Below are 17,803 nucleotides of genomic sequence, written 5' to 3'. Positions count from 1 at the left end.
TATGTTCTCCTGTGCTCAAAGGAGAACGCAATGCATTGCAAATTGATCGGTATACCCCTGCAGGACGGTGCGTCGCAGCTTGGCTGCGAAATGGGACCCAGCGCCTTGCGCGTCGCCGGGCTTGCTGCGGCACTGGCCGATCTGGGGCATGAGGTGAGCGATCTCGGCAATCTGTCGCCACCGCCGACGCGCGACGTCGCGCATGCAAATTCCGCGGTCCGAAACCTGCCGGAAATCGTGGCCTGGACGGAACTGCTGGCGGATGTCGCCTACCGCGAAAGCGCAGAGGGCATGCCGATCTTTCTGGGCGGCGACCACGCTCTTTCGGCGGGCACGGTGTCGGGAGTCGCACGCCGCGCCGCCGAAACGGCCCGGCCCCTTTTCGTTCTCTGGCTCGACGCCCATACGGACCTGCACTCGCTGACATCCACCGAAAGCGGCAATCTGCACGGCGTGCCGGTTGCCTATTTCACGGGTCAGCCCGGCTTCGACGGGACGTTCCCGCTGCTTGTCGCACCGGTCGATGCCGCCAATGTCTGCATGATCGGCATCCGCAGCGTTGATCCGGCCGAGCGGGCAACGCTTTCAAAAGCCGACATCACCATCCATGACATGCGCTCCATCGACGAACATGGCGTCGCGGCACTGCTGCGCGGTTTCCTCGAGCGCGTGGCCGATGCCAACGGTCTTTTGCATGTCAGCCTGGATGTCGATTTCCTCGATCCAGCCGTGGCGCCCGCCGTCGGCACGACGGTTCCCGGCGGCGCCACCTTCCGAGAGGCACATCTGGTGATGGAAATGCTGCACGACAGCGGCCTCGTCTCCAGCCTCGACCTCGTGGAACTCAATCCCTTCCTCGACGAGCGCGGGCGCACCGCGACCCTTCTCGTCGACCTGACGGCCAGCCTGATGGGCCGCAAGGTTCTCGATCGTCCGACCAGGAGCTTCTGATGCCGACCCCGAGCCTCAACCTCGTCCCCTTTGTCAGCGTCGAACACATGATGGATCTGGTGCTCGAGATCGGCATCGATCGCTTCCTGGTGGAGCTTGCTGGCACTATCGAGGACGACTTCCGGCGCTGGGAGGCCTTTGACAAGACGGCGCGCATCGCCTCCCATTCGACGGAGGGCGTGATCGAGCTGATGCCGACGAGCGACGGGCGGCTGTACGGCTTCAAATACGTGAACGGTCATCCGAAGAACACCAGGACGGGCAAGCAGACGGTGACGGCATTCGGCGTTCTGGCCGACGTCGAGACCGGCTATCCGCTGCTGCTCTCGGAGATGACGATCCTCACAGCGCTCCGGACCGCTGCCACCTCGGCGGTCGCGGCCCGTCATCTGGCACGCCCGGATTCGCGCACCATGGCGCTGATCGGCAATGGTGCCCAGAGCGAGTTTCAGGCGCGCGCCTTCCATGCCCTGCTCGGCATCGATCGGCTGCGATTGTACGACATCGACGCTGCGGCGACGAAGCGCTGCATCACGAACCTGGAGGGGCTGGGGCTCGACATCCGGGCCTGCGCCACGGCGGAAGAGGCGGTGGAGGGGGCCGACATCATCACCACGGCGACGGCCGACAAGCAGTGCGCCACGATCCTGTCGGACAACATGGTCGGGCCCGGGGTGCACATCAATGCCGTCGGCGGCGACTGCCCCGGCAAGACGGAACTGCATCGCGACATCCTGCTGCGGTCCGATATCTTCGTCGAATACCCGCCGCAGACGCGGGTCGAGGGAGAGATCCAGCAGCTGGCCGACGATCATCCGGTCAGCGAACTCTGGCGCGTCATCATGGGGCAGACGCCTGGCCGCTCGTCCGACAGCCAGATCACGCTGTTCGACAGTGTCGGTTTCGCGACGGAAGATTTCTCCGCCTTGCGGTATGTCCGGGAGAAACTCCGCGGCACCGGGCATTTCATCGAACTGGACCTGCTGGCAGATCCGGACGAACCCCGCGACCTCTATGGCATGTTGCTGCGCCGCCAGGCCTGGCTGAAGCAGTCTCAACCGGCGGATAGCGGACGCGTCTAGCGCCGGGGCATGATCTCCTCTGCCGCCTGGCGGATCGTCTGCATCAGGATCGCCTGCGGTGCGGAGGGCGGCGTGTCGGCCTTCAACGTCAGCCCGACCGGTCCCTTGGTCTCGCTCGTGTCCACCGGAAGCGCCACGAGCAGTCCTTCCGCAAGATCGTTGGAGACGACGCCCTGCGAGATGATCCAGACGGCATCGCTGGCGCGGACGAAGGCACGTCCGAAGGCATGGGACACCGTCTCCACCTGCGTCGGAATGTTGCCGACGCCGTTGGCGATCAGCAGTTGCTCGACCACCGGTCGGATGACGGAGCCGCGGGTCGGCATCAAGACTGGATAGCCGGGGAGGCCTTCGAAGACCGAGCGACCGCCGTCAAGAAGGGGATGTCCGGCTCGCACGGCAAACACCACCTGCTCGGAATAGAGATGCTCGAACGAGAAGCCGGTCATCTTCTCCGGTGCGGCAAGGCGGCCGACGACGAGATCCAGGTCGCCGACGCGCAGTTGTTCCAAGAGGACGGCGTTTTCACCGGTGACGATCTTGATGCGGCTGCCGGTCGCCTCCTGCAGGAAGAGCGTCATCGCGCGGGGCATAATCCTTGTGGAGACCGTCGGCAGCGCTCCGACGCGGACGGGTGGCGCTGAATCGGAAAGTTCCTGCGAGACGGAATCAATCCCCTGCTTCAGCGCCGACAGTGCTGCGCCGGCGTGCCGCAGGAAGACTTCGCCATAGCGCGTGATGCGGATTCCCCGACCGTCGCGCTCGAAGACCGCGACGCCGAGAGCCTCTTCGAGCTCCCGGATCGTCTTGGTGACGGCGGGCTGGCTGACATGCAGGACATTGGCCGCCTTGACGACGCTTTTCTGCCGGGCAACTTCAAGAAATGTATGCAGGTGCCGAAACTTAACCCGAGAATCGATCAACAGTCATAACCCTCCGGTTAATGGAAGCGTCTCGAAAGTCATTTTACCTAACCAGAATTATGGGGCATTGTATATCAGGGAGGAATTGGTTCATGCAGTTTGTACGCATCGAAGGCGTGGCGATCGCCTATGACGTGACCACGGCGGATCCCGCCAACCCCGTCCTCGTGCTGGTGAATTCGCTCGGGACCGATGCCCGCATCTGGCACCTCGTGGTGCCGAAGCTTGCCGAAGACTTCACCGTCGTCACCTATGACAAGCGCGGCCATGGCCTGTCGGATCTCGGCAATCCGCCCTACCGGATCGAGGATCACGTCGCCGATCTCGCCGGGCTGCTCGACCATCTCGAATTCTCCGATGCCATCATCTGCGGCCTGTCGGTTGGAGGGCTGATCGCACAGGGGCTCTACGCGCAAAGGCCTGATCTGGTCCGAGCGCTGGTGCTTGCGGACACCGCGCACAAGATCGGTACCGCCGAGATGTGGGACAAGCGCATTGCGGCTATTGAAGCCGGTGGCATCGCGTCCGTCCTGGACGACGTCATGTCTCGCTGGTTCACCGAGCCTTTCCGGGTTTCCGAGAACGCCGCCTACTCCGCCTATTGCAACATGCTGCTTCGCCAGCCGGTTTCCGGATATACGGGCACCTGCGCCGCGATCCGGGATGCGGATTTCACCAGGCGAACACAGGCCATTGCCGTTCCTACTCTCTGCATCGTCGGCGAGCAGGATGGATCGACGCCGCCGGATCTGGTGCGGTCGCTTGCCAATCTGATTCCGGGCGCGCAGTTCGAGGTCATCGAGGGGGCGGCGCATATTCCCTGCGCCGAAGCGCCTGCCGCTTTCGCTGCCGTCGTGCGCAGCTTCATCGTCAACGACGTCAAGGACTGAGATCATGGACGACACTCCTTCCCAATCGGAGCGCTATCGCCAGGGGCTGGCGACGCGCCGCTCCGTTCTCGGCGAGGCGCATGTGGATCGCGCGCTGGCGGGGCAAACTGATTTCGACCGCTCCTTCCAGACCTTCATCACCGAAGGGGCCTGGGGGACGGTGTGGTCCGGACCGGGCTTTTCCAAACGGGAGCGCTCGATCGTGACGATTGCCTTGCTGGCGGGGCTCGGCCACCACGAGGAGGTCGCCATGCATGTGCGCGCGACTGCCCAAACGGGTGCGACAAAGGACGACATCTGCGAGGCGCTGATGCATGTGGCCGTCTATGCCGGCGTGCCGGCGGCCAATCATGCCTTCAAGATCGCAAAGGCGGTCTACGCGGAAATGGAAGCAGAACAGGAGGCCGGACAAGACACCGGGGGAGATCACGATGAGAAACGCACCGCCTGAGACGACACCCTTCTTCGCCCGCGACCGGGAGATGCAGCCGCCGGCCTATACGCCCTGGTACAAGACCACCGTTCTGCGGTCGCCGCAGCGGGCGCTGATTTCGCTCGAAGGCACGAAGAGCGAGATCACCGGCCCGGTCTTCGGGCACAATATCATCAACGAGACCGACAACGACCTGATCGTCAACTACGCCAAGCCCGGCGAGGGGCCGATCGGCCAACGGATCCTGGTGCATGGCCGGGTGCTGGACGAGCGTGGGATCGGCGTGCCCGGCGCGCTGGTGGAGTTCTGGCAGGCCAACGCCGGCGGCCGCTATCGGCACAAGAAGGAAACCTATCTCGCGCCGCTCGATCCCAATTTCGGAGGCTTCGGGCGCACCCTCACCGACGAGAACGGCTTCTACTGGTTCAAGACGATCAAGCCCGGCCCTTATCCATGGCCGAACGGCGTCAACGACTGGCGTCCGGCGCATATCCATTTCTCGGTCTTCGGGCACGGCTTCGCGCAGCGGCTGGTCACGCAGATGTATTTCGAGGGCGATCCGCTGATCTGGATTTGTCCGATCGTCAAGACGATCCCGGACGAGGAGGCGATCAAGCAGTTGATCGCGCCACTCGACATCAACGCCAGCATTCCCCACGACATGAACGCCTACAAGTTCGACATCGTGCTGCGTGGCCGCCGCTCGACGCTGTTCGAGAACCGCAAGGAGGGCAACTGACATGGTCCAGCCACTCGGCTATCTCAAGGAATCGGCGTCGCAGACAGCCGGTCCCTACGTCCACATCGGTTGCACGCCGAACTTCACCGGCATCCATGGCGTCTATGACCAGGATCTCGGCTCCGGCTCGATGGTCAGCGAGCAGACGCGCGGCGAGCGGATCACCATCCGCGGCCATGTCTTCGACGGCGCCGGAACGCCGCTGAAGGACGCGCTCGTGGAGATCTGGCAGGCGGATGCAGACGGCTTCTACAACAGCCCCTCCGAAACGCGCGGCACGGCAGACCCGAACTTCTTCGGCTGGGCCCGTTGCCCGGGAGACATGGACACCGGCGAATTCGTCTTCGAGACGATCAAGCCGGGCCGCGTGCCCTTCCGCGACGGCAGGCCGATGGCGCCACACGTCAACTTCTGGATCGTTGCGCGCGGGATCAACCTCGGCCTCAACACGCGCATGTATTTCTCCGACGAGGAACAGGCGAACGGGGAAGATCCGATCCTGATGCGCATCGAGCACCGGGTTCGCGTGCCCACGCTGATCGGCAGGCGTGAGGGGAACACGGTGACTTTCGACATCCACCTCCAGGGTGATAAGGAAACGATCTTCTTCGACATCTGATCGGACGCCGATGACCCTATCCGCCTTCAGCCATCCCTATCTTTGCGGTCTTCTCGGTGACCAGGAGACCGCAAGGCAATTCTCCGCGGAAGCGGAAATCGCGGCCATGCTTGCCTTCGAGCGGGCGCTTGCCAATGCCGAGGCTGCGGCGGGCGTCATTCCGGCGGCAGCCGCGGAGCGTATCAACGCCGCGTGCGGCTCTTTCGTGCCGGATATGGCAGCCCTGGGCGCCGGTGTCGCCAAAGATGGTGTCGTCGTCCCCGAGCTGGTCCGGCAGTTGAAGGCTGCCGTCGGCGCAGAGGCGGGCAAGCACGTCCATATCGGCGCCACCAGCCAGGACGTGATCGACACTGCCCTGATGCTGCGGCTCCAGCGGGTCAGTACACTTTTCGTGAGCCGGCTCGAAGACCTTGATCATCTCTTCCGGGATCTCGACGATCGGTCCGGCAGCCGCACCCTGATGGGCCACACGCGCATGCAGGCGGCAATCCCGATCACCGTGGCGGACCGGATCCGGGCGTGGCGGGCGCCGCTCCAGCGGCATCAGGAGAGGCTGGAGGCGTTTTCGGTTGAAGGCTTTCCGGTTCAGTTCGGGGGGGCCGCGGGCACGCTCGACAGGCTCGGCGACAGAGGTGTCGTGATCCGTGCCGCCATTGCTAAAGAACTGGGGCTTGCGGATATGCCGCAATGGCAGAGCCAGAGGGATGGCATTGCCGAATTCGGCGGGATCCTGTCGCTCGTTTCCGGCAGCCTGGGAAAATTCGGGCAGGACGTGGCGCTTCTGGCGGAACTTGGCGGAGAGATCGAACTTTCGGGTGGCGGCGGGTCCTCGGCCATGGCGCACAAGCAGAACCCGGTGTCCGCAGAAGTCCTTGTCTCACTGGCGCGTTTCAATGCGGTGCAGATTTCGGGTCTGCACCAGTCACTGGTTCACGAGCAGGAGCGCTCCGGAGCGGCCTGGACGCTCGAATGGCTGCTCCTGCCGCAGATGGTCGTCGCCACAGGCGCGTCGCTGAGAATCGCCGCCGAACTTGTCCGAAACATCCGATCGTTCGGCCGCGCCTAACATAACCATTTCAATATGGTTTGCCGCCAGTAATTCATTTTACATTACCCCTTTGTGTGGCAAAGTCCCCGCACCAAGATGCTGATACGAGGACGTCTGAGCACAGGCGGTCGGCCAGGGAGGAACCATGAAGAAGCTCATCACCGCAACCATTGCAGCTGTCGTTCTGTCGAGCGCGGCCTATGCCGACACGATCAAGGTCGGCGTCGTCGGGCCGTTCTCCGGTCCGTTCGCCCTTCAGGGCAAGAACTTCAAGGCGGGTATCGACGCCTATTTCGCGCTGAACGGCAATACCGTCGGCGACGATACGATTGAAGTCATCTACCGCGACGTGCCGCAGGCAGATCCGGCGCAGTCCAAGGCGCTTGCCCAGGAACTGGTCGTCAAGGAAGGCGTGCAGTATCTCGCCGGCTTCTACTTCACGCCGGATGCCATGGCGGCGACGCCGATCCTGGAGCAGGGCAATGTGCCGATGGTGGTGATGAACGCCGCAACGTCCGCCATCGTCACCAAGAGCCCCTACGTCGTCCGGACCTCGTTCACAACCTGGCAGACATCGACCCCGATCGCCAAGGTCGCCAAGGATGCCGGCGTCAACAAGGTCATCTCGATCGTCAGCGACTACGGTCCGGGCGTCGATGCCGAAAATGCCTTCAAGGCAGCCTTCGAGAAGGAAGGCGGCGCTGTCGTCGAGGCCATCCGGATGCCGCTCTCGACCAACGACTTTTCGCCAATCATGCAGCGGGTGAAGGATTCCGGCGCGGAGGCAGTGTTTGCCTTCCTGCCGTCCGGTCCGACGACCCTCGGCTTCGTGAAGGCCTTCAACCAGAACGGCCTCAAGGATGGCGGTATCAAGCTGTTTGCGCCGGGCGACCTGACGCAAGAATCGGATCTGCCGGCGCTCGGCGATTCCGCCCTCGGGATGCAGACGACCTTCCACTATGCGGTTTCGCATGATTCCCCGGAGAACATGGCCTTCGTCGAGGCGGCCCGCAAGGCCATCGGCAATCCGGCCGAGCTCTCGTTTCCGGCCATCGGCGCCTTCGATGGCATGTATGTCATCACCAAGATGATCGAGGCCACCGGCGGAGAGCAGGATGCCGCGAAGGCGGTCGACGCGGTGAAGGGCCTATCGTGGACGAGCCCCCGCGGTCCGGTCACCATCGACCCGGAAAGCCGCCACATCACGCAGAACATCTATCTGCGCGAAGTCACCAAGGCGGAAGACGGCTCCTATTTCAACAAGGAGATCCAGACCTTCGAGAACCAGGGTGACCCAGGTCTCGCGGCTGCCAAGTAACATCATCTAGGCATTTCGTCAGGCGTGGGAGCGGATGCCGGTTCCGCGCCTGACGTCGAAAAGGGAGAGAGTGGCGCCGATGCAGACCGTGTTCAGCATAGCCGTCGACGCGCTGGCCTACGGAATGGTGCTGTTCGTGATTTCGATCGGCCTGTCCGTGACCATGGGATTGATGCGTGTCGTCAACCTTGCCCACGGCGCCTTCGCCATGATCGGCGGCTATATCGCCTCCTACGCCGCGCGCGACCTGGGGGTCGGTTATGCGGCCGCGGTGCTGCTTGCGGTCGTCGGCACGGTGTTGATTGCCATCCCCATCGAGCGCTTCCTGTACCGCCGCATCTATGGCGCGCCGGAACTGACGCAGGTGCTGATGACGATCGGCATCACCTTCTGCGTCATCGGCATCGCCAACTTCGTCTTCGGGCCGACGCTCAAGACCATTCCGCTGCCGGAAACGCTGCAGGGATCCATCGACCTCGGCTTCCGCTCCATTGCCACCCACCGCATCTTCGCCATAGCCTGCGGCCTTGCCGTGGCTGGCGGCCTCTGGTTCCTGATCGAGCGCACCGCCTTCGGCATCAAGATCAGGGCGTCCGTCGACAATGCCGGCATGGCGGCGGCGCTCGGGGTTCGGACCGAGATCGTCTATGCCGTCAGCTTCGCCGTGGCGATCGGCCTGGCGGCCTTCGGCGGCGTGGTGGGCGCGGAGCTCCTGCCGGTCGAGCCCTATTACGCCTTGCGCTACATGGTGACCTTCCTCGTCGTCGTATCGGTGGGCGGCGCAGGGTCCATTCTCGGCGCCCTGCTCGCCTGTCTCCTCCTCGGGGCGATCGATACCACCGGCCGATACCTTGCACCCGAGTATGGAGAGTTCTTCTTCTACCTCGCGGTCATCATCATCGTGATCCTCTTCCCCCGCGGTCTTGCCGGGCGGTTCAAATAATGGCTGCAAGCATGAATGATCCGATCCTTGCGGGCCCGCCGGTCCGCCGAAACATCCTCGGCAGCCTGATCGGCATTGCTGCTATCATCGCTGTCGGGATCATCGGCTACTACCTTTTCCCGAACAACCTGGCGCTGCTGACCCGGATCATCGCGATCGCGTTCCTGGTGCTGTCGGTCGATCTGGTGACGGGCTATTGCGGGGTTGCGACGCTGGGGCACGCCGCGCTCTTCGGTGCGGGCGCCTATGCGGCCGGTATCGCCTCGGCGCACTACGGAATATCGGACCCGCTGCTGATGACGGTCGTCGGCGCGCTTGCCGGAGCGCTGGCCGGGCTGGTCTCCGGCCTCATCATCCTTCGGGCTCATGGACTGCCGCAACTGGTGCTGTCGATCGCCGTCATCCACCTGTTCCATGAAGCCGCCAACAAGGCTTCCTCCTGGACCGGCGGCAGCGACGGCCTGTCGGGCATTGCGCCTGCCGCATTGCTCGGCATGTTCGAATTCGACCTCTGGGGGCGGACCTCCTACGTCTACGGGCTTGTGCTTCTCCTCGTCGTCTTCATCCTGCTCCAGATCCTCGTGCGCTCGCCCTTCGGCATGCTGGCGCGCGGCGTTCGGGAGGATCCGGTGCGGATTTCTGCGATGGGCGCCTCCGTGCAGTCGGTTCTGCTGCGGATGTACGTCATCTCGGGTCTCGTCGCCGGCATCGGTGGCGCGCTGAATGCCATCTCCACGCAAGTCGTGGGGCTCGACAGCCTGTCCTTCACCCTTTCGGCGGAGTCGCTCGTAATGCTCGTGCTCGGCGGGACAGGCAGCCTCTTCGGGGCGCTGATCGGGACGGTGGTCTTCATGTGGTTCGAGGACGTCGTTTCCGCCGCCAACCCGTTCCACTGGCTGACCATGGTCGGGGCGCTTCTGATCGCCGTCGTTCTGTTTGCGCCGAAGGGGCTCTACGGGACGGCCGCTGCCTTTGCCGAACGGATGAGGGGACGGCGCGCATGAGTGCCTTGTTCGAAGTCAACAGCCTCAACAAGAACTTCGGCGGGCTCGCGGTCACCAACAATGTGTCGCTGTCGCTTTCGGCAGGCGACCGCCTCGCGCTGATCGGCCCGAACGGGGCTGGCAAGACCACCTTCGTCAACATCGTCACCGGCACCCTGCCGCCCAGTTCCGGCAGCGTGCATCTCGCCGGGCGGGATGTCACCCACCTCAGCGCCATGCAGCGCGTCCGGCTGGGCCTGGTGCGCTCTTTCCAGGTGACCCGGCTTTTCTACGAGATGACCCCGGAAGAACATGTGGCGCTGGCAATCCTGCAGCGGGAGGGCAAGTCCGGCCGGGTGATCGGACGGTACCGGAACATGCCGGCCGTGATGGAGGAAGTGCGCGATATCCTCGACCAGCTCGGCCTGCTGGCGCTATCCCACCTCAAGGTCCGCGAGATCGCCTACGGGCAGCAGCGCCTTCTGGAGATCGCGCTGGCGCTGGCACTGAGGCCGAAGGTGCTGCTGCTCGACGAGCCCGCCGCCGGCGTGCCGCAGAGCGAAACGGCCCGGATCGAGCAGGCGCTGGACAGACTGCCGTCGGATCTGGCGGTGCTGATGATCGAACACGACATGGACCTGGTGTTCCGCTTTGCCAAGCGCGTCATCGTGCTGGCTGCAGGCACGGTGATCTTCGACGGATCGCCACAGGACGTCACACAGGACCCGCGCGTGCGGGAAGCTTACCTCGGGAGCTATGCGAATGCCGGCAGCGCCGCTTGATATCAAGGACCTGTCGGCGGGCTATGGTCCGACGCGGGTCATCGAAGAGGTCTCATTCTCCGTGCCGGCCGGTTCGCGGCTTGCCGTGCTCGGCCGCAACGGCATGGGCAAGACCAGCCTCTTTGCGACCCTGGCCGGGCAGACGCGCCGCTACGGTGGCGAGATCCGCCTCGGCGACCGCGACATCACCCGGGAGCCGAGCGCCGCTCGGGCTCTCCTCGGGCTTGGCTACGTGCCACAAACCCGGGATGTATTTCCGACCCTGACGGTCGAGGAGAACCTGTTCGTCGGTTTGAAGACCAGGCCGAAAACTGCGGTGGAAGAAGCCTACGAGATGTTCCCGCGGCTGAAGGAGCGGCGGCGCAACCTCGGCAGCCAGCTCTCCGGCGGCGAGCAGCAGATGCTGTCGACAGCCAGGAGCATTCTCGGAAAGCCGAGCGTGCTTTTGCTGGACGAGCCGCTGGAGGGGCTGGCGCCGGTGATCTGCGAGGAACTGATGGCCGCCTTTTCCCGGCTTGCAGCCTCGGGGGACATGACGATCCTGCTCGTGGAGCAGCGGATCCAGATGGCTCTCGATTTCGCCGACCACGTCATCATCATGGAACGCGGCAGGATCGCCTGGTCCGGCTCTCCGACGACGCTGGCGGGGGAACACGAGACCGTGGACCGACTGCTCGGCGTCGGCGGCCTTCACTAATAGATGGCCGCCCGCCGTGGGCTGCACTGAAGCTTAGACGCCGTAGCCTGACGCCGGTCCCTGCAGCACGATCACCCGGGTCTTGGGCGGCACGCGGCGGTAGAGGTCGATGATGTCCTGGTTCAGCAGGCGAATACAGCCGCTGGAGACCGCCTTGCCGATGGTCCAGTCCTCGGTGGTGCCGTGAATGCGGTAGAGCGTGTCCACGCCATTCTTGAACAGGTAGAGCGCACGCGGACCGAGCGGGTTCAGAGGACCCGGCTCCATGCCTGCCGCGAGCGGACCATAGCGTTCCGGTTCGCGTGCAATCATGTCCTGGGTCGGCGTCCAACGCGGCCATTGCCGCTTGTACTGCACCAGGGCCTCACCGGAGAACTCCAGTCCGGCCTTGCCGACGCCGATCCCGTAGCGCAGAGCCATTCCGTTTTCACCGACCAGGTAGAGATAGCGTGCCTGCGTATCGACCACGATCGTGCCGGTCGGTTCGGAGGTGCTGTAAGGGACCTCGCGACGAAGAAAAGCCGGATCAACGCGCGTCAGATCGGCCGCGTCGACCGGAAAGGGCTCTCCTTCGACGGCGGCGTACATGGACAGATATTCTGCCGGTATGGCCGGCTTCCTCACCACCGTCTCGCGGGTGGCCGTCGTGCATCCGGCAAGCACGAAAGGTGTCGATATCAGAAGGGCGCGGCGGGTCAGGTTCGGCACGGAGGAAAGTCCATCATTTCAGGGGAAGGGGAGGATCCGCTGTCGCTTATTGCGTTCCACGAATGCTGCAGACCCGCTGATAGTTGCCTCCCCCGGCAGGGGGCAACTCACAACACCTCACGGTTCCGTGACCGTCCTGATCGCCGCCTGCCGCCAGACTGGACGCTATGGGTCGATACTCACTGCAGCATAGGCTGGAGCGTCGATGCGACGGCCCGCAGGGATGTCAGAAACCGCTCCGCTAATTCCGTGGCGCGAAACTGCGCTGCCGGTGCACCGATATTGATGGCCGCTATCACCGCACCTCGGGAATTGACAAGCGGCACGGCGATGGAGCAGAGGCCGAGCTCCAGCTCCTGATCGATAACCGCAAAGCCCTGACTGCGCACCTGTGCCAGCTCGTCCGCCAACTGGTCAGGATCGGTCTTTGTCAAAGGGGTAAAGCTACGCAGCTCCGTTCGGCGGAGCAATTCGCGCGCATCCGGTTCCGGCAGAGCGGCCAGAAGAACTCGGCCCATGGAGGCACAATAGGCGGGCAGGCGGCTGCCGGCCATCAGATTGATGGACATGACCCGCCGCTGCGAGGCGCGCGCGATATAGACGATCTCGGTGCCGTCGAGGACACTGGCGGACGCACTCTGGCCGACCTCGTCCGACAGGCGATCGAGGAGAGGCTGGACGATCTGCGGCAAAGGGGTCGCCGAGAGGTAGGCATGGCCCAGCCGCAGGATCCGCGGCGTCAGGGCGAAGAACTTTCCGTCGTAGTCTGCGTAGCCGAGCTCCGCGAGGGTGAGGAGGCAGCGCCGTGCCGTGGCTCGATCAAGCCCCGTGGCCTTCGAAACGTCGGCGATGGAAAGGCGCGGGCTGGCTTCACCGAAAGCCTCGATCACCTTCAGGCCCTTGGCAAAACTCCCGATAAAATCCGTTTCTCGCATCGACTGCTCCTGGCCAGAGTTTGTGCGATATACAAACAAAAGTCAAATAACGCACAAAATCATTGACGACGGTTCCGTACGAGAGGCTAAGTGTTGCGACACCTGAACCACCGGGAGAGCATTTCGCATGGACAAGACAGTCGGGAGCACGGCGGAGGCCGTCTCCGCAATCCCTGACGGGGCCATCGTCATGATCGGTGGCTTCGGCGGATCGGGAGCGCCCATCGAGCTCATTCATGCGCTGATCGACCAGTATCGGAACACGGGGGGCCCGAAGAACCTCACGGTGATCAACAACAATGCCGGCAACGGGCGCATCGGCATTGCTGCCATGATCGACGCCGGCATGGTCAAGAAGATGATCTGCTCCTTCCCACGCTCCTCCGATCCGCGAGCCTTCACGGATCGCTACCTGGCCGGCGAAATCGAGCTGGAACTCGTGCCGCAGGGCACGCTTGCGGAGCGCATTCGCGCAGGTGGTGCCGGAATCCCCGCCTTCTACACGCCGACGGCCTACGGGACCGAGCTTGCGGAAGGCAAGGTGATCGCCGAATTCGACGGCCAGCCTTATGTGCAGGAGCGTTGGCTGAAGGCGGATTTCGCCATCGTCAAGGCGCAGCTCGGCGATACCTACGGCAACCTCACCTACAACAAGGCGGGCCGCAACTTCAATCCGCTGATGTGCATGGCAGCCGCGGTCACAATCGCACAGGTTTCCCGGATCGTGCCGGCGGGTGACATCGATCCCGAGCATGTCATCACTCCCGGCATCTTCGTCAACGGGGTCGTCGAGGTCGCCGATCCGCAACAGGAAGAAGAGCTCATCCGAGCCGGAGTGGCCTACGCATGACCCTCGATACCCGCGAAGACATCAAGCTCTCCAATGCCCAGATCGCCTGGCGTGCGGCGCAGGACATCGAAGACGACGCCTACGTCAACCTCGGCATCGGCTTCCCGGAAATGGTCGCGCGCTTCCAGCCGCCGGGCCGGCAGGCGATCTTCCACACGGAAAACGGCATCCTCAACTTCGGCGAGGCACCGCCCGCCGGCGAAGAAGACTGGGACCTGATCAACGCCGGCAAGAAGGCGGTGACGCTGAAGCCGGGGGCGGCCTTCTTCCACCATGCCGACAGCTTTGCCATGGTCCGCGGCGGACATCTGGATGTGGCCATCCTCGGCGCCTATCAGGTCGCGCAGAACGGCGACCTTGCCAACTGGCGGGTCGGCTCCAAGGGCGTACCGGCCGTCGGTGGCGCCATGGATCTCGTGCATGGCGCCAAGCAGGTCTTCGTCATCACCGAACACGTCACCAAGGACGGCAAGCCGAAACTGGTCGACACATGCACCTTTCCGCTGACGGGTGTCGGCTGTATCACCCGCGTCTATACGAGCCATGCCGTGGTCGACATCAAGGACGGCCGTTTCGTTGTGCGTGAAAAGCTTGCGGCGATGACCATGGACGAACTGCAGGCCATGACCGGCGCACCGCTGCACACGGATGGTCCCGTGGCCGAGCTCACCGTGCCGACACTCTGAAGGACCCAAGTCATGACGGAAGCCTATATCTGCGACTACATCCGCACCCCCATCGGCCGCTTCGGCGGCACGCTCTCCTCGGTGCGAGCCGATGATCTTGGCGCAGTGCCGCTGAAGGTGCTGATGGAGCGCAACGCCTCTGTCGACTGGGAAGCCGTCGCCGACGTCATCTATGGCTGCGCCAATCAAGCGGGCGAGGACAATCGCAACGTCGCGCGCATGTCTCTGCTGCTCGCTGGCCTGCCCGTTTCGGTCACCGGCACGACGATCAACCGCCTCTGCGGCTCCGGCATGGATGCCGTCATCACCGCGGCGCGCGCCATCAAGGCCGGCGAGGCGGAACTGATGATCGCCGGCGGGGTGGAAAGCATGTCGCGCGCGCCCTTTGTCATGCCGAAGGCGGACACCGCCTTTTCGCGCAACGCCGAAATCTACGACACCACCATCGGCTGGCGCTTCGTCAACCCGCTGATGAAAAAGCAGTACGGCGTCGATTCCATGCCGGAGACGGGCGACCATGTGGCGATCGACTTCAAGGTCTCGCGCGAGGATCAGGACGCCTTTGCAGTGCGCAGCCAGGAGAAGGCGGCAGTCGCGCAGGCGAATGGTCGGCTGGCCAAGGAAATCACGCCGGTCAGCGTGCCGCAGCGCAAGGACGATCCTGTCATCGTGGGCGCCGACGAGCATCCCCGCGTCACGTCCATTGAGGCGCTGGCCAAGCTGAAGCCGATCAACAAGATCGAGGGCGGCACGGTGACGGCCGGCAATGCCTCCGGCGTCAACGATGGTGCGGCTGCGCTCATCATTGCCTCGGAGGCAGCGGCGAAGAAATATGGTCTCACCCCGATTGCCCGCATTCTCGGCGGCGCGACGGCCGGTGTCGAGCCGCGCATTATGGGGTTTGGTCCCGCACCGGCATCGAAGAAGCTTCTCGCGCGCCTGGGCCTCAGCCAGGAGCAGATGGACGTGATCGAGCTGAACGAAGCCTTTGCCAGCCAGGGCCTTGCCACCTTGCGGGATCTGGGCATTGCCGACGACGACGGTCGGGTGAACCGCAATGGCGGCGCCATTGCGCTCGGCCATCCGCTGGGCATGTCGGGCGCCCGGATTGCCGGTACCGCCGCTCTGGAACTGCGGGAAACGGGTGGCCGCTACGCCCTCTCCACCATGTGCATCGGCGTCGGCCAAGGCATCGCCGTGGTGCTGGAACGCGTGTGACGTCCTCTCCTGAGGCAGATCCTGCAGCGGACAGTCCTACCAGGGGCGGTGGTCTTCGGAGCCGCTCCTGGATTGACCCACGCCGAGAAAATAGCCCACCAGCAGACCGACGGTTGCCGCGGCCAGCACCAGAGAGGTGGTGGCGGCGGGGTAATCGCGGGCGGCAGCGGCCGCCATGGCAGCATCGTCCCGCAGGGCGACGGCGGTGTCCTTGATGCGTTCGCCGGCGGTCGGCTGGTATTCCGGATCCCCGGTGTAACCCATTCGCGATGGTCGTGACATGGCGCTCTCCTTTCTCCGCTAATGGATCTGCCGCACCATCGGTTCCCTTCGCGAGATCGGCGTGGCAGGGATCAGCCGGCTAATCATCTGAGTAGAACGTACGTGCATCTTCAAACATCGCCCTGCGGTCCTCGTCGCGCGTGTAGAACATGTGGCCGCCGCGATAGACCTTCAGACCGAGCCGATCCCGTGCCAGATCCGGCGGCAGGTGGTCGATGACATATCGGCTCACGCCGTAAGGCGTCAGGATGTCGCTATAGCCATGGGCGATCATGAGCTTGAAGGAGGGAATGACGGAGAGCAGGTCGCGGATGTCGGTGGAAACGCCTGCCGTTGCCCGGCTGTCTCCGCCCCGGCCGCCGTTCCATTCCCAGCGGCGGTTCACGTCCTCGTTGAGGAGTGTGTAGGTCATGGGCGTGTCAAATCCCAGGGTGTCGCGCGCGTAGTCGGCAAAAGCCGAGCCATAGGCGCGGGTATAGCCGTCGAGCACGGGATCATCGTTTCTGCCGATGCTTGCCTCGGGGTAGGCGTCAGGAAGGCTCAGGCCCGCGTCATAGGGACTGACGATGCGACCGACCCCACCGGCCTCCTTCGCATAGGCATCGCTCACAAAGCCGCGCGTGCGCTCCACGACAGCCAGCGGCAGTCCTGTAAGGCCGGCGACGTGCGAATAGAATGCCTCTGCCTCCGGTCCTGTGGGCGCGGGGCCCGCGAGCGTCGTCAGATATTCGTTCATTGCAAAGCGTTCCGCTTCGCGCAGGGCTTCCCGGTCGAAGTTGCCTCGACGTTCCATCTCGGCTGCGGCAAGGGCGGGGAACTGCAGCGCGGAGGCGAGCGGATCCTGGTCGAGACCGAACAGGAAGCGTCCCTCGATCAGCGGCGAGACCATGATGATGCCGGCGGGAACCATGTTCTGGCTGTTCTTCATGGCGACGGCGACCTTGGCGGCGCGAAAGCCGCCATAGCTTTCGCCCAGCAGGTATTTCGGCGCCGCCAGCGCGTCATTCTTCTGAACGTAAAGGGCGATGGCCTTGGCGATGCTCTCGGCATCCTGGCGCACGTTGTAATAGCGCTCGGCAGCCTCGTTGTTGGCTGCCCGGCTCCAGCCGGTTCCGATCGGATCGATCAGAACGAGATCGGTGAAGGCCAGCCAGCTCTCCGGGTTGTCCTTCAGCTCCGGTCGGGTGCCATCGCTGTTTTCTCCCTGGAAAGGCAGGATCTTCGGACCGACAAGCCCGAGATGGAGATAGGCGGAGGCAGCGCCCGGTCCGCCATTGAAGGCGAAGGTCACCGGTCGGTCCGGGGCGCGGTCTTTTGCCTTGTAGGCGGTGTAAAAGATCTTGGCGGTTTCCTTGCCGTCCTGGCCATAGAGGCTCAGGGTCCCCGCCGTGGCCGTATAGGCAAGTTCGCCTTCTCCTGTTTGCAGGACATGCTCGGTGAGCGAGTCCGCTGGCAGGAGACCGAAGATGCCGTCTTGAGACTGCTGCTGCTGCACGTCATCCCGAGGCGGTTGCTCCTGACCCAGGGCGGGCAAGGCGAGCAATGGAGTGATCAGAACGAAGCAGGACAGGATGCGGTGAAAGAACAAGACGGTCTCCCTTGTTTGGTGCAGCGAGCACCAGGATGTAGGGCGCCCCGGTGGACAACTGCACCACTCGTCGGACGGATGTTTGTCCATCCTGGTCTTCTCGCGAAGACTTGATGAGAAACGCGTAG

Annotated in this window: 20 protein-coding genes; 15 read left to right on the top strand and 5 right to left on the bottom strand. The window is 63.9% G+C overall.

Annotated elements, in window-relative coordinates:
• Nucleotides 1-30: 30 nt before the first annotated feature.
• Complete coding sequence (rocF, locus tag M1E10_RS05560) at nt 31-951, top strand: arginase (protein WP_499175397.1); 921 nt, start codon at nt 31-33, stop codon at nt 949-951.
• Nucleotides 951-2,033, top strand: a complete 1,083-nt coding sequence (gene ocd / locus M1E10_RS05555; RefSeq protein ID WP_499175396.1) for an ornithine cyclodeaminase — start codon at nt 951-953, stop codon at nt 2,031-2,033. The genes rocF and ocd overlap by 1 nt, the downstream gene beginning before the upstream one ends.
• Here the strand turns inward: ocd and pcaQ are convergent.
• Complete coding sequence (pcaQ, locus tag M1E10_RS05550; RefSeq protein WP_499175395.1) at nt 2,030-2,956, bottom strand: pca operon transcription factor PcaQ; 927 nt, start codon at nt 2,954-2,956, stop codon at nt 2,030-2,032. The genes ocd and pcaQ overlap by 4 nt on opposite strands.
• A gap of 92 nt (nt 2,957-3,048) precedes the next feature.
• Between pcaQ and pcaD the strand changes: the two genes are divergently transcribed.
• The 10 genes from pcaD (at nt 3,049) to M1E10_RS05500 (ending at nt 11,408) form a co-directional block, all read left to right on the top strand.
• The gene (pcaD, locus tag M1E10_RS05545) at nt 3,049-3,846 is read left to right on the top strand and encodes a 3-oxoadipate enol-lactonase (protein WP_499175394.1); all 798 of its coding nucleotides are present in this window, start codon (nt 3,049-3,051) and stop codon (nt 3,844-3,846) included.
• 4 nt (nt 3,847-3,850) lie between these two features.
• A complete protein-coding gene (pcaC, locus tag M1E10_RS05540; protein ID WP_499175393.1) occupies nt 3,851-4,297 on the top strand; it encodes a carboxymuconolactone decarboxylase family protein in 447 nt (148 codons plus the stop codon).
• The gene (pcaH, locus tag M1E10_RS05535; RefSeq protein ID WP_499175392.1) at nt 4,278-5,018 is read left to right on the top strand and encodes a protocatechuate 3,4-dioxygenase subunit beta; all 741 of its coding nucleotides are present in this window, start codon (nt 4,278-4,280) and stop codon (nt 5,016-5,018) included. Before pcaC ends, pcaH begins: the two co-directional genes overlap by 20 nt.
• Before the next feature lies 1 nt (nt 5,019).
• On the top strand, nt 5,020-5,637 hold the full coding sequence (gene pcaG / locus M1E10_RS05530; protein WP_499175391.1) for a protocatechuate 3,4-dioxygenase subunit alpha: 618 nt from the start codon (nt 5,020-5,022) through the stop codon (nt 5,635-5,637).
• A gap of 10 nt (nt 5,638-5,647) precedes the next feature.
• Complete coding sequence (locus tag M1E10_RS05525) at nt 5,648-6,703, top strand: 3-carboxy-cis,cis-muconate cycloisomerase (RefSeq protein WP_499175390.1); 1,056 nt, start codon at nt 5,648-5,650, stop codon at nt 6,701-6,703.
• A 127-nt stretch (nt 6,704-6,830) separates the two neighbouring features.
• Nucleotides 6,831-8,003: an ABC transporter substrate-binding protein gene (locus tag M1E10_RS05520; RefSeq protein ID WP_499175389.1), complete on the top strand. Its 1,173-nt coding sequence runs from the start codon at nt 6,831-6,833 to the stop codon at nt 8,001-8,003.
• Nucleotides 8,004-8,082: 79 nt separating this feature from the next.
• Nucleotides 8,083-8,946 (top strand): branched-chain amino acid ABC transporter permease, encoded by an 864-nt coding sequence (locus M1E10_RS05515; protein WP_499175388.1) that lies wholly within the window; start codon nt 8,083-8,085, stop codon nt 8,944-8,946.
• Nucleotides 8,947-8,957: 11 nt separating this feature from the next.
• Nucleotides 8,958-9,950 (top strand): branched-chain amino acid ABC transporter permease, encoded by a 993-nt coding sequence (locus M1E10_RS05510; protein WP_499175387.1) that lies wholly within the window; start codon nt 8,958-8,960, stop codon nt 9,948-9,950.
• A complete protein-coding gene (locus M1E10_RS05505) occupies nt 9,947-10,711 on the top strand; it encodes an ABC transporter ATP-binding protein (protein WP_499175386.1) in 765 nt (254 codons plus the stop codon). Before M1E10_RS05510 ends, M1E10_RS05505 begins: the two co-directional genes overlap by 4 nt.
• Nucleotides 10,692-11,408, top strand: coding sequence for an ABC transporter ATP-binding protein (locus tag M1E10_RS05500; protein ID WP_499175385.1), 717 nt, complete (start codon nt 10,692-10,694; stop codon nt 11,406-11,408). The genes M1E10_RS05505 and M1E10_RS05500 overlap by 20 nt, the downstream gene beginning before the upstream one ends.
• A 33-nt stretch (nt 11,409-11,441) precedes the next feature.
• On the opposite strand, the gene M1E10_RS05495 is transcribed toward M1E10_RS05500, so the two are convergent.
• Together M1E10_RS05495 and M1E10_RS05490 are read right to left on the bottom strand one after the other, a co-directional pair.
• Nucleotides 11,442-12,116 (bottom strand): L,D-transpeptidase, encoded by a 675-nt coding sequence (locus M1E10_RS05495; RefSeq protein WP_499175384.1) that lies wholly within the window; start codon nt 12,114-12,116, stop codon nt 11,442-11,444.
• A gap of 179 nt (nt 12,117-12,295) precedes the next feature.
• Complete coding sequence (locus M1E10_RS05490) at nt 12,296-13,051, bottom strand: IclR family transcriptional regulator (RefSeq protein ID WP_499175383.1); 756 nt, start codon at nt 13,049-13,051, stop codon at nt 12,296-12,298.
• Nucleotides 13,052-13,178: 127 nt separating this feature from the next.
• Between M1E10_RS05490 and M1E10_RS05485 the strand changes: the two genes are divergently transcribed.
• The 3 genes from M1E10_RS05485 to pcaF are packed head-to-tail and all read left to right on the top strand — an operon-like array spanning nt 13,179 to nt 15,805.
• Nucleotides 13,179-13,901 carry a sugar phosphate isomerase family gene (locus tag M1E10_RS05485; RefSeq protein ID WP_499175382.1) on the top strand — a complete coding sequence of 241 codons (723 nt, stop codon included), beginning with the start codon at nt 13,179-13,181 and terminating at the stop codon, nt 13,899-13,901.
• On the top strand, nt 13,898-14,587 hold the full coding sequence (locus tag M1E10_RS05480; RefSeq protein WP_499175381.1) for a sugar phosphate isomerase family: 690 nt from the start codon (nt 13,898-13,900) through the stop codon (nt 14,585-14,587). Before M1E10_RS05485 ends, M1E10_RS05480 begins: the two co-directional genes overlap by 4 nt.
• A 12-nt stretch (nt 14,588-14,599) precedes the next feature.
• Complete coding sequence (pcaF, locus tag M1E10_RS05475) at nt 14,600-15,805, top strand: thiolase family protein (RefSeq protein WP_499175380.1); 1,206 nt, start codon at nt 14,600-14,602, stop codon at nt 15,803-15,805.
• Between the two features lie 36 nt (nt 15,806-15,841).
• Here the strand turns inward: pcaF and M1E10_RS05470 are convergent, their stop codons facing one another.
• Together M1E10_RS05470 and M1E10_RS05465 are read right to left on the bottom strand one after the other, a co-directional pair.
• Nucleotides 15,842-16,087: a hypothetical protein gene (locus M1E10_RS05470; protein ID WP_499175379.1), complete on the bottom strand. Its 246-nt coding sequence runs from the start codon at nt 16,085-16,087 to the stop codon at nt 15,842-15,844.
• A gap of 79 nt (nt 16,088-16,166) precedes the next feature.
• Nucleotides 16,167-17,675, bottom strand: a complete 1,509-nt coding sequence (locus M1E10_RS05465) for a S10 family peptidase (protein WP_499175378.1) — start codon at nt 17,673-17,675, stop codon at nt 16,167-16,169.
• Nucleotides 17,676-17,803: the final 128 nt, after the last annotated feature.

Source organism: Rhizobium sp. PK7-22, assembly GCF_056530405.1.
This window is presented reverse-complemented; position numbering and strand designations above follow the sequence as displayed.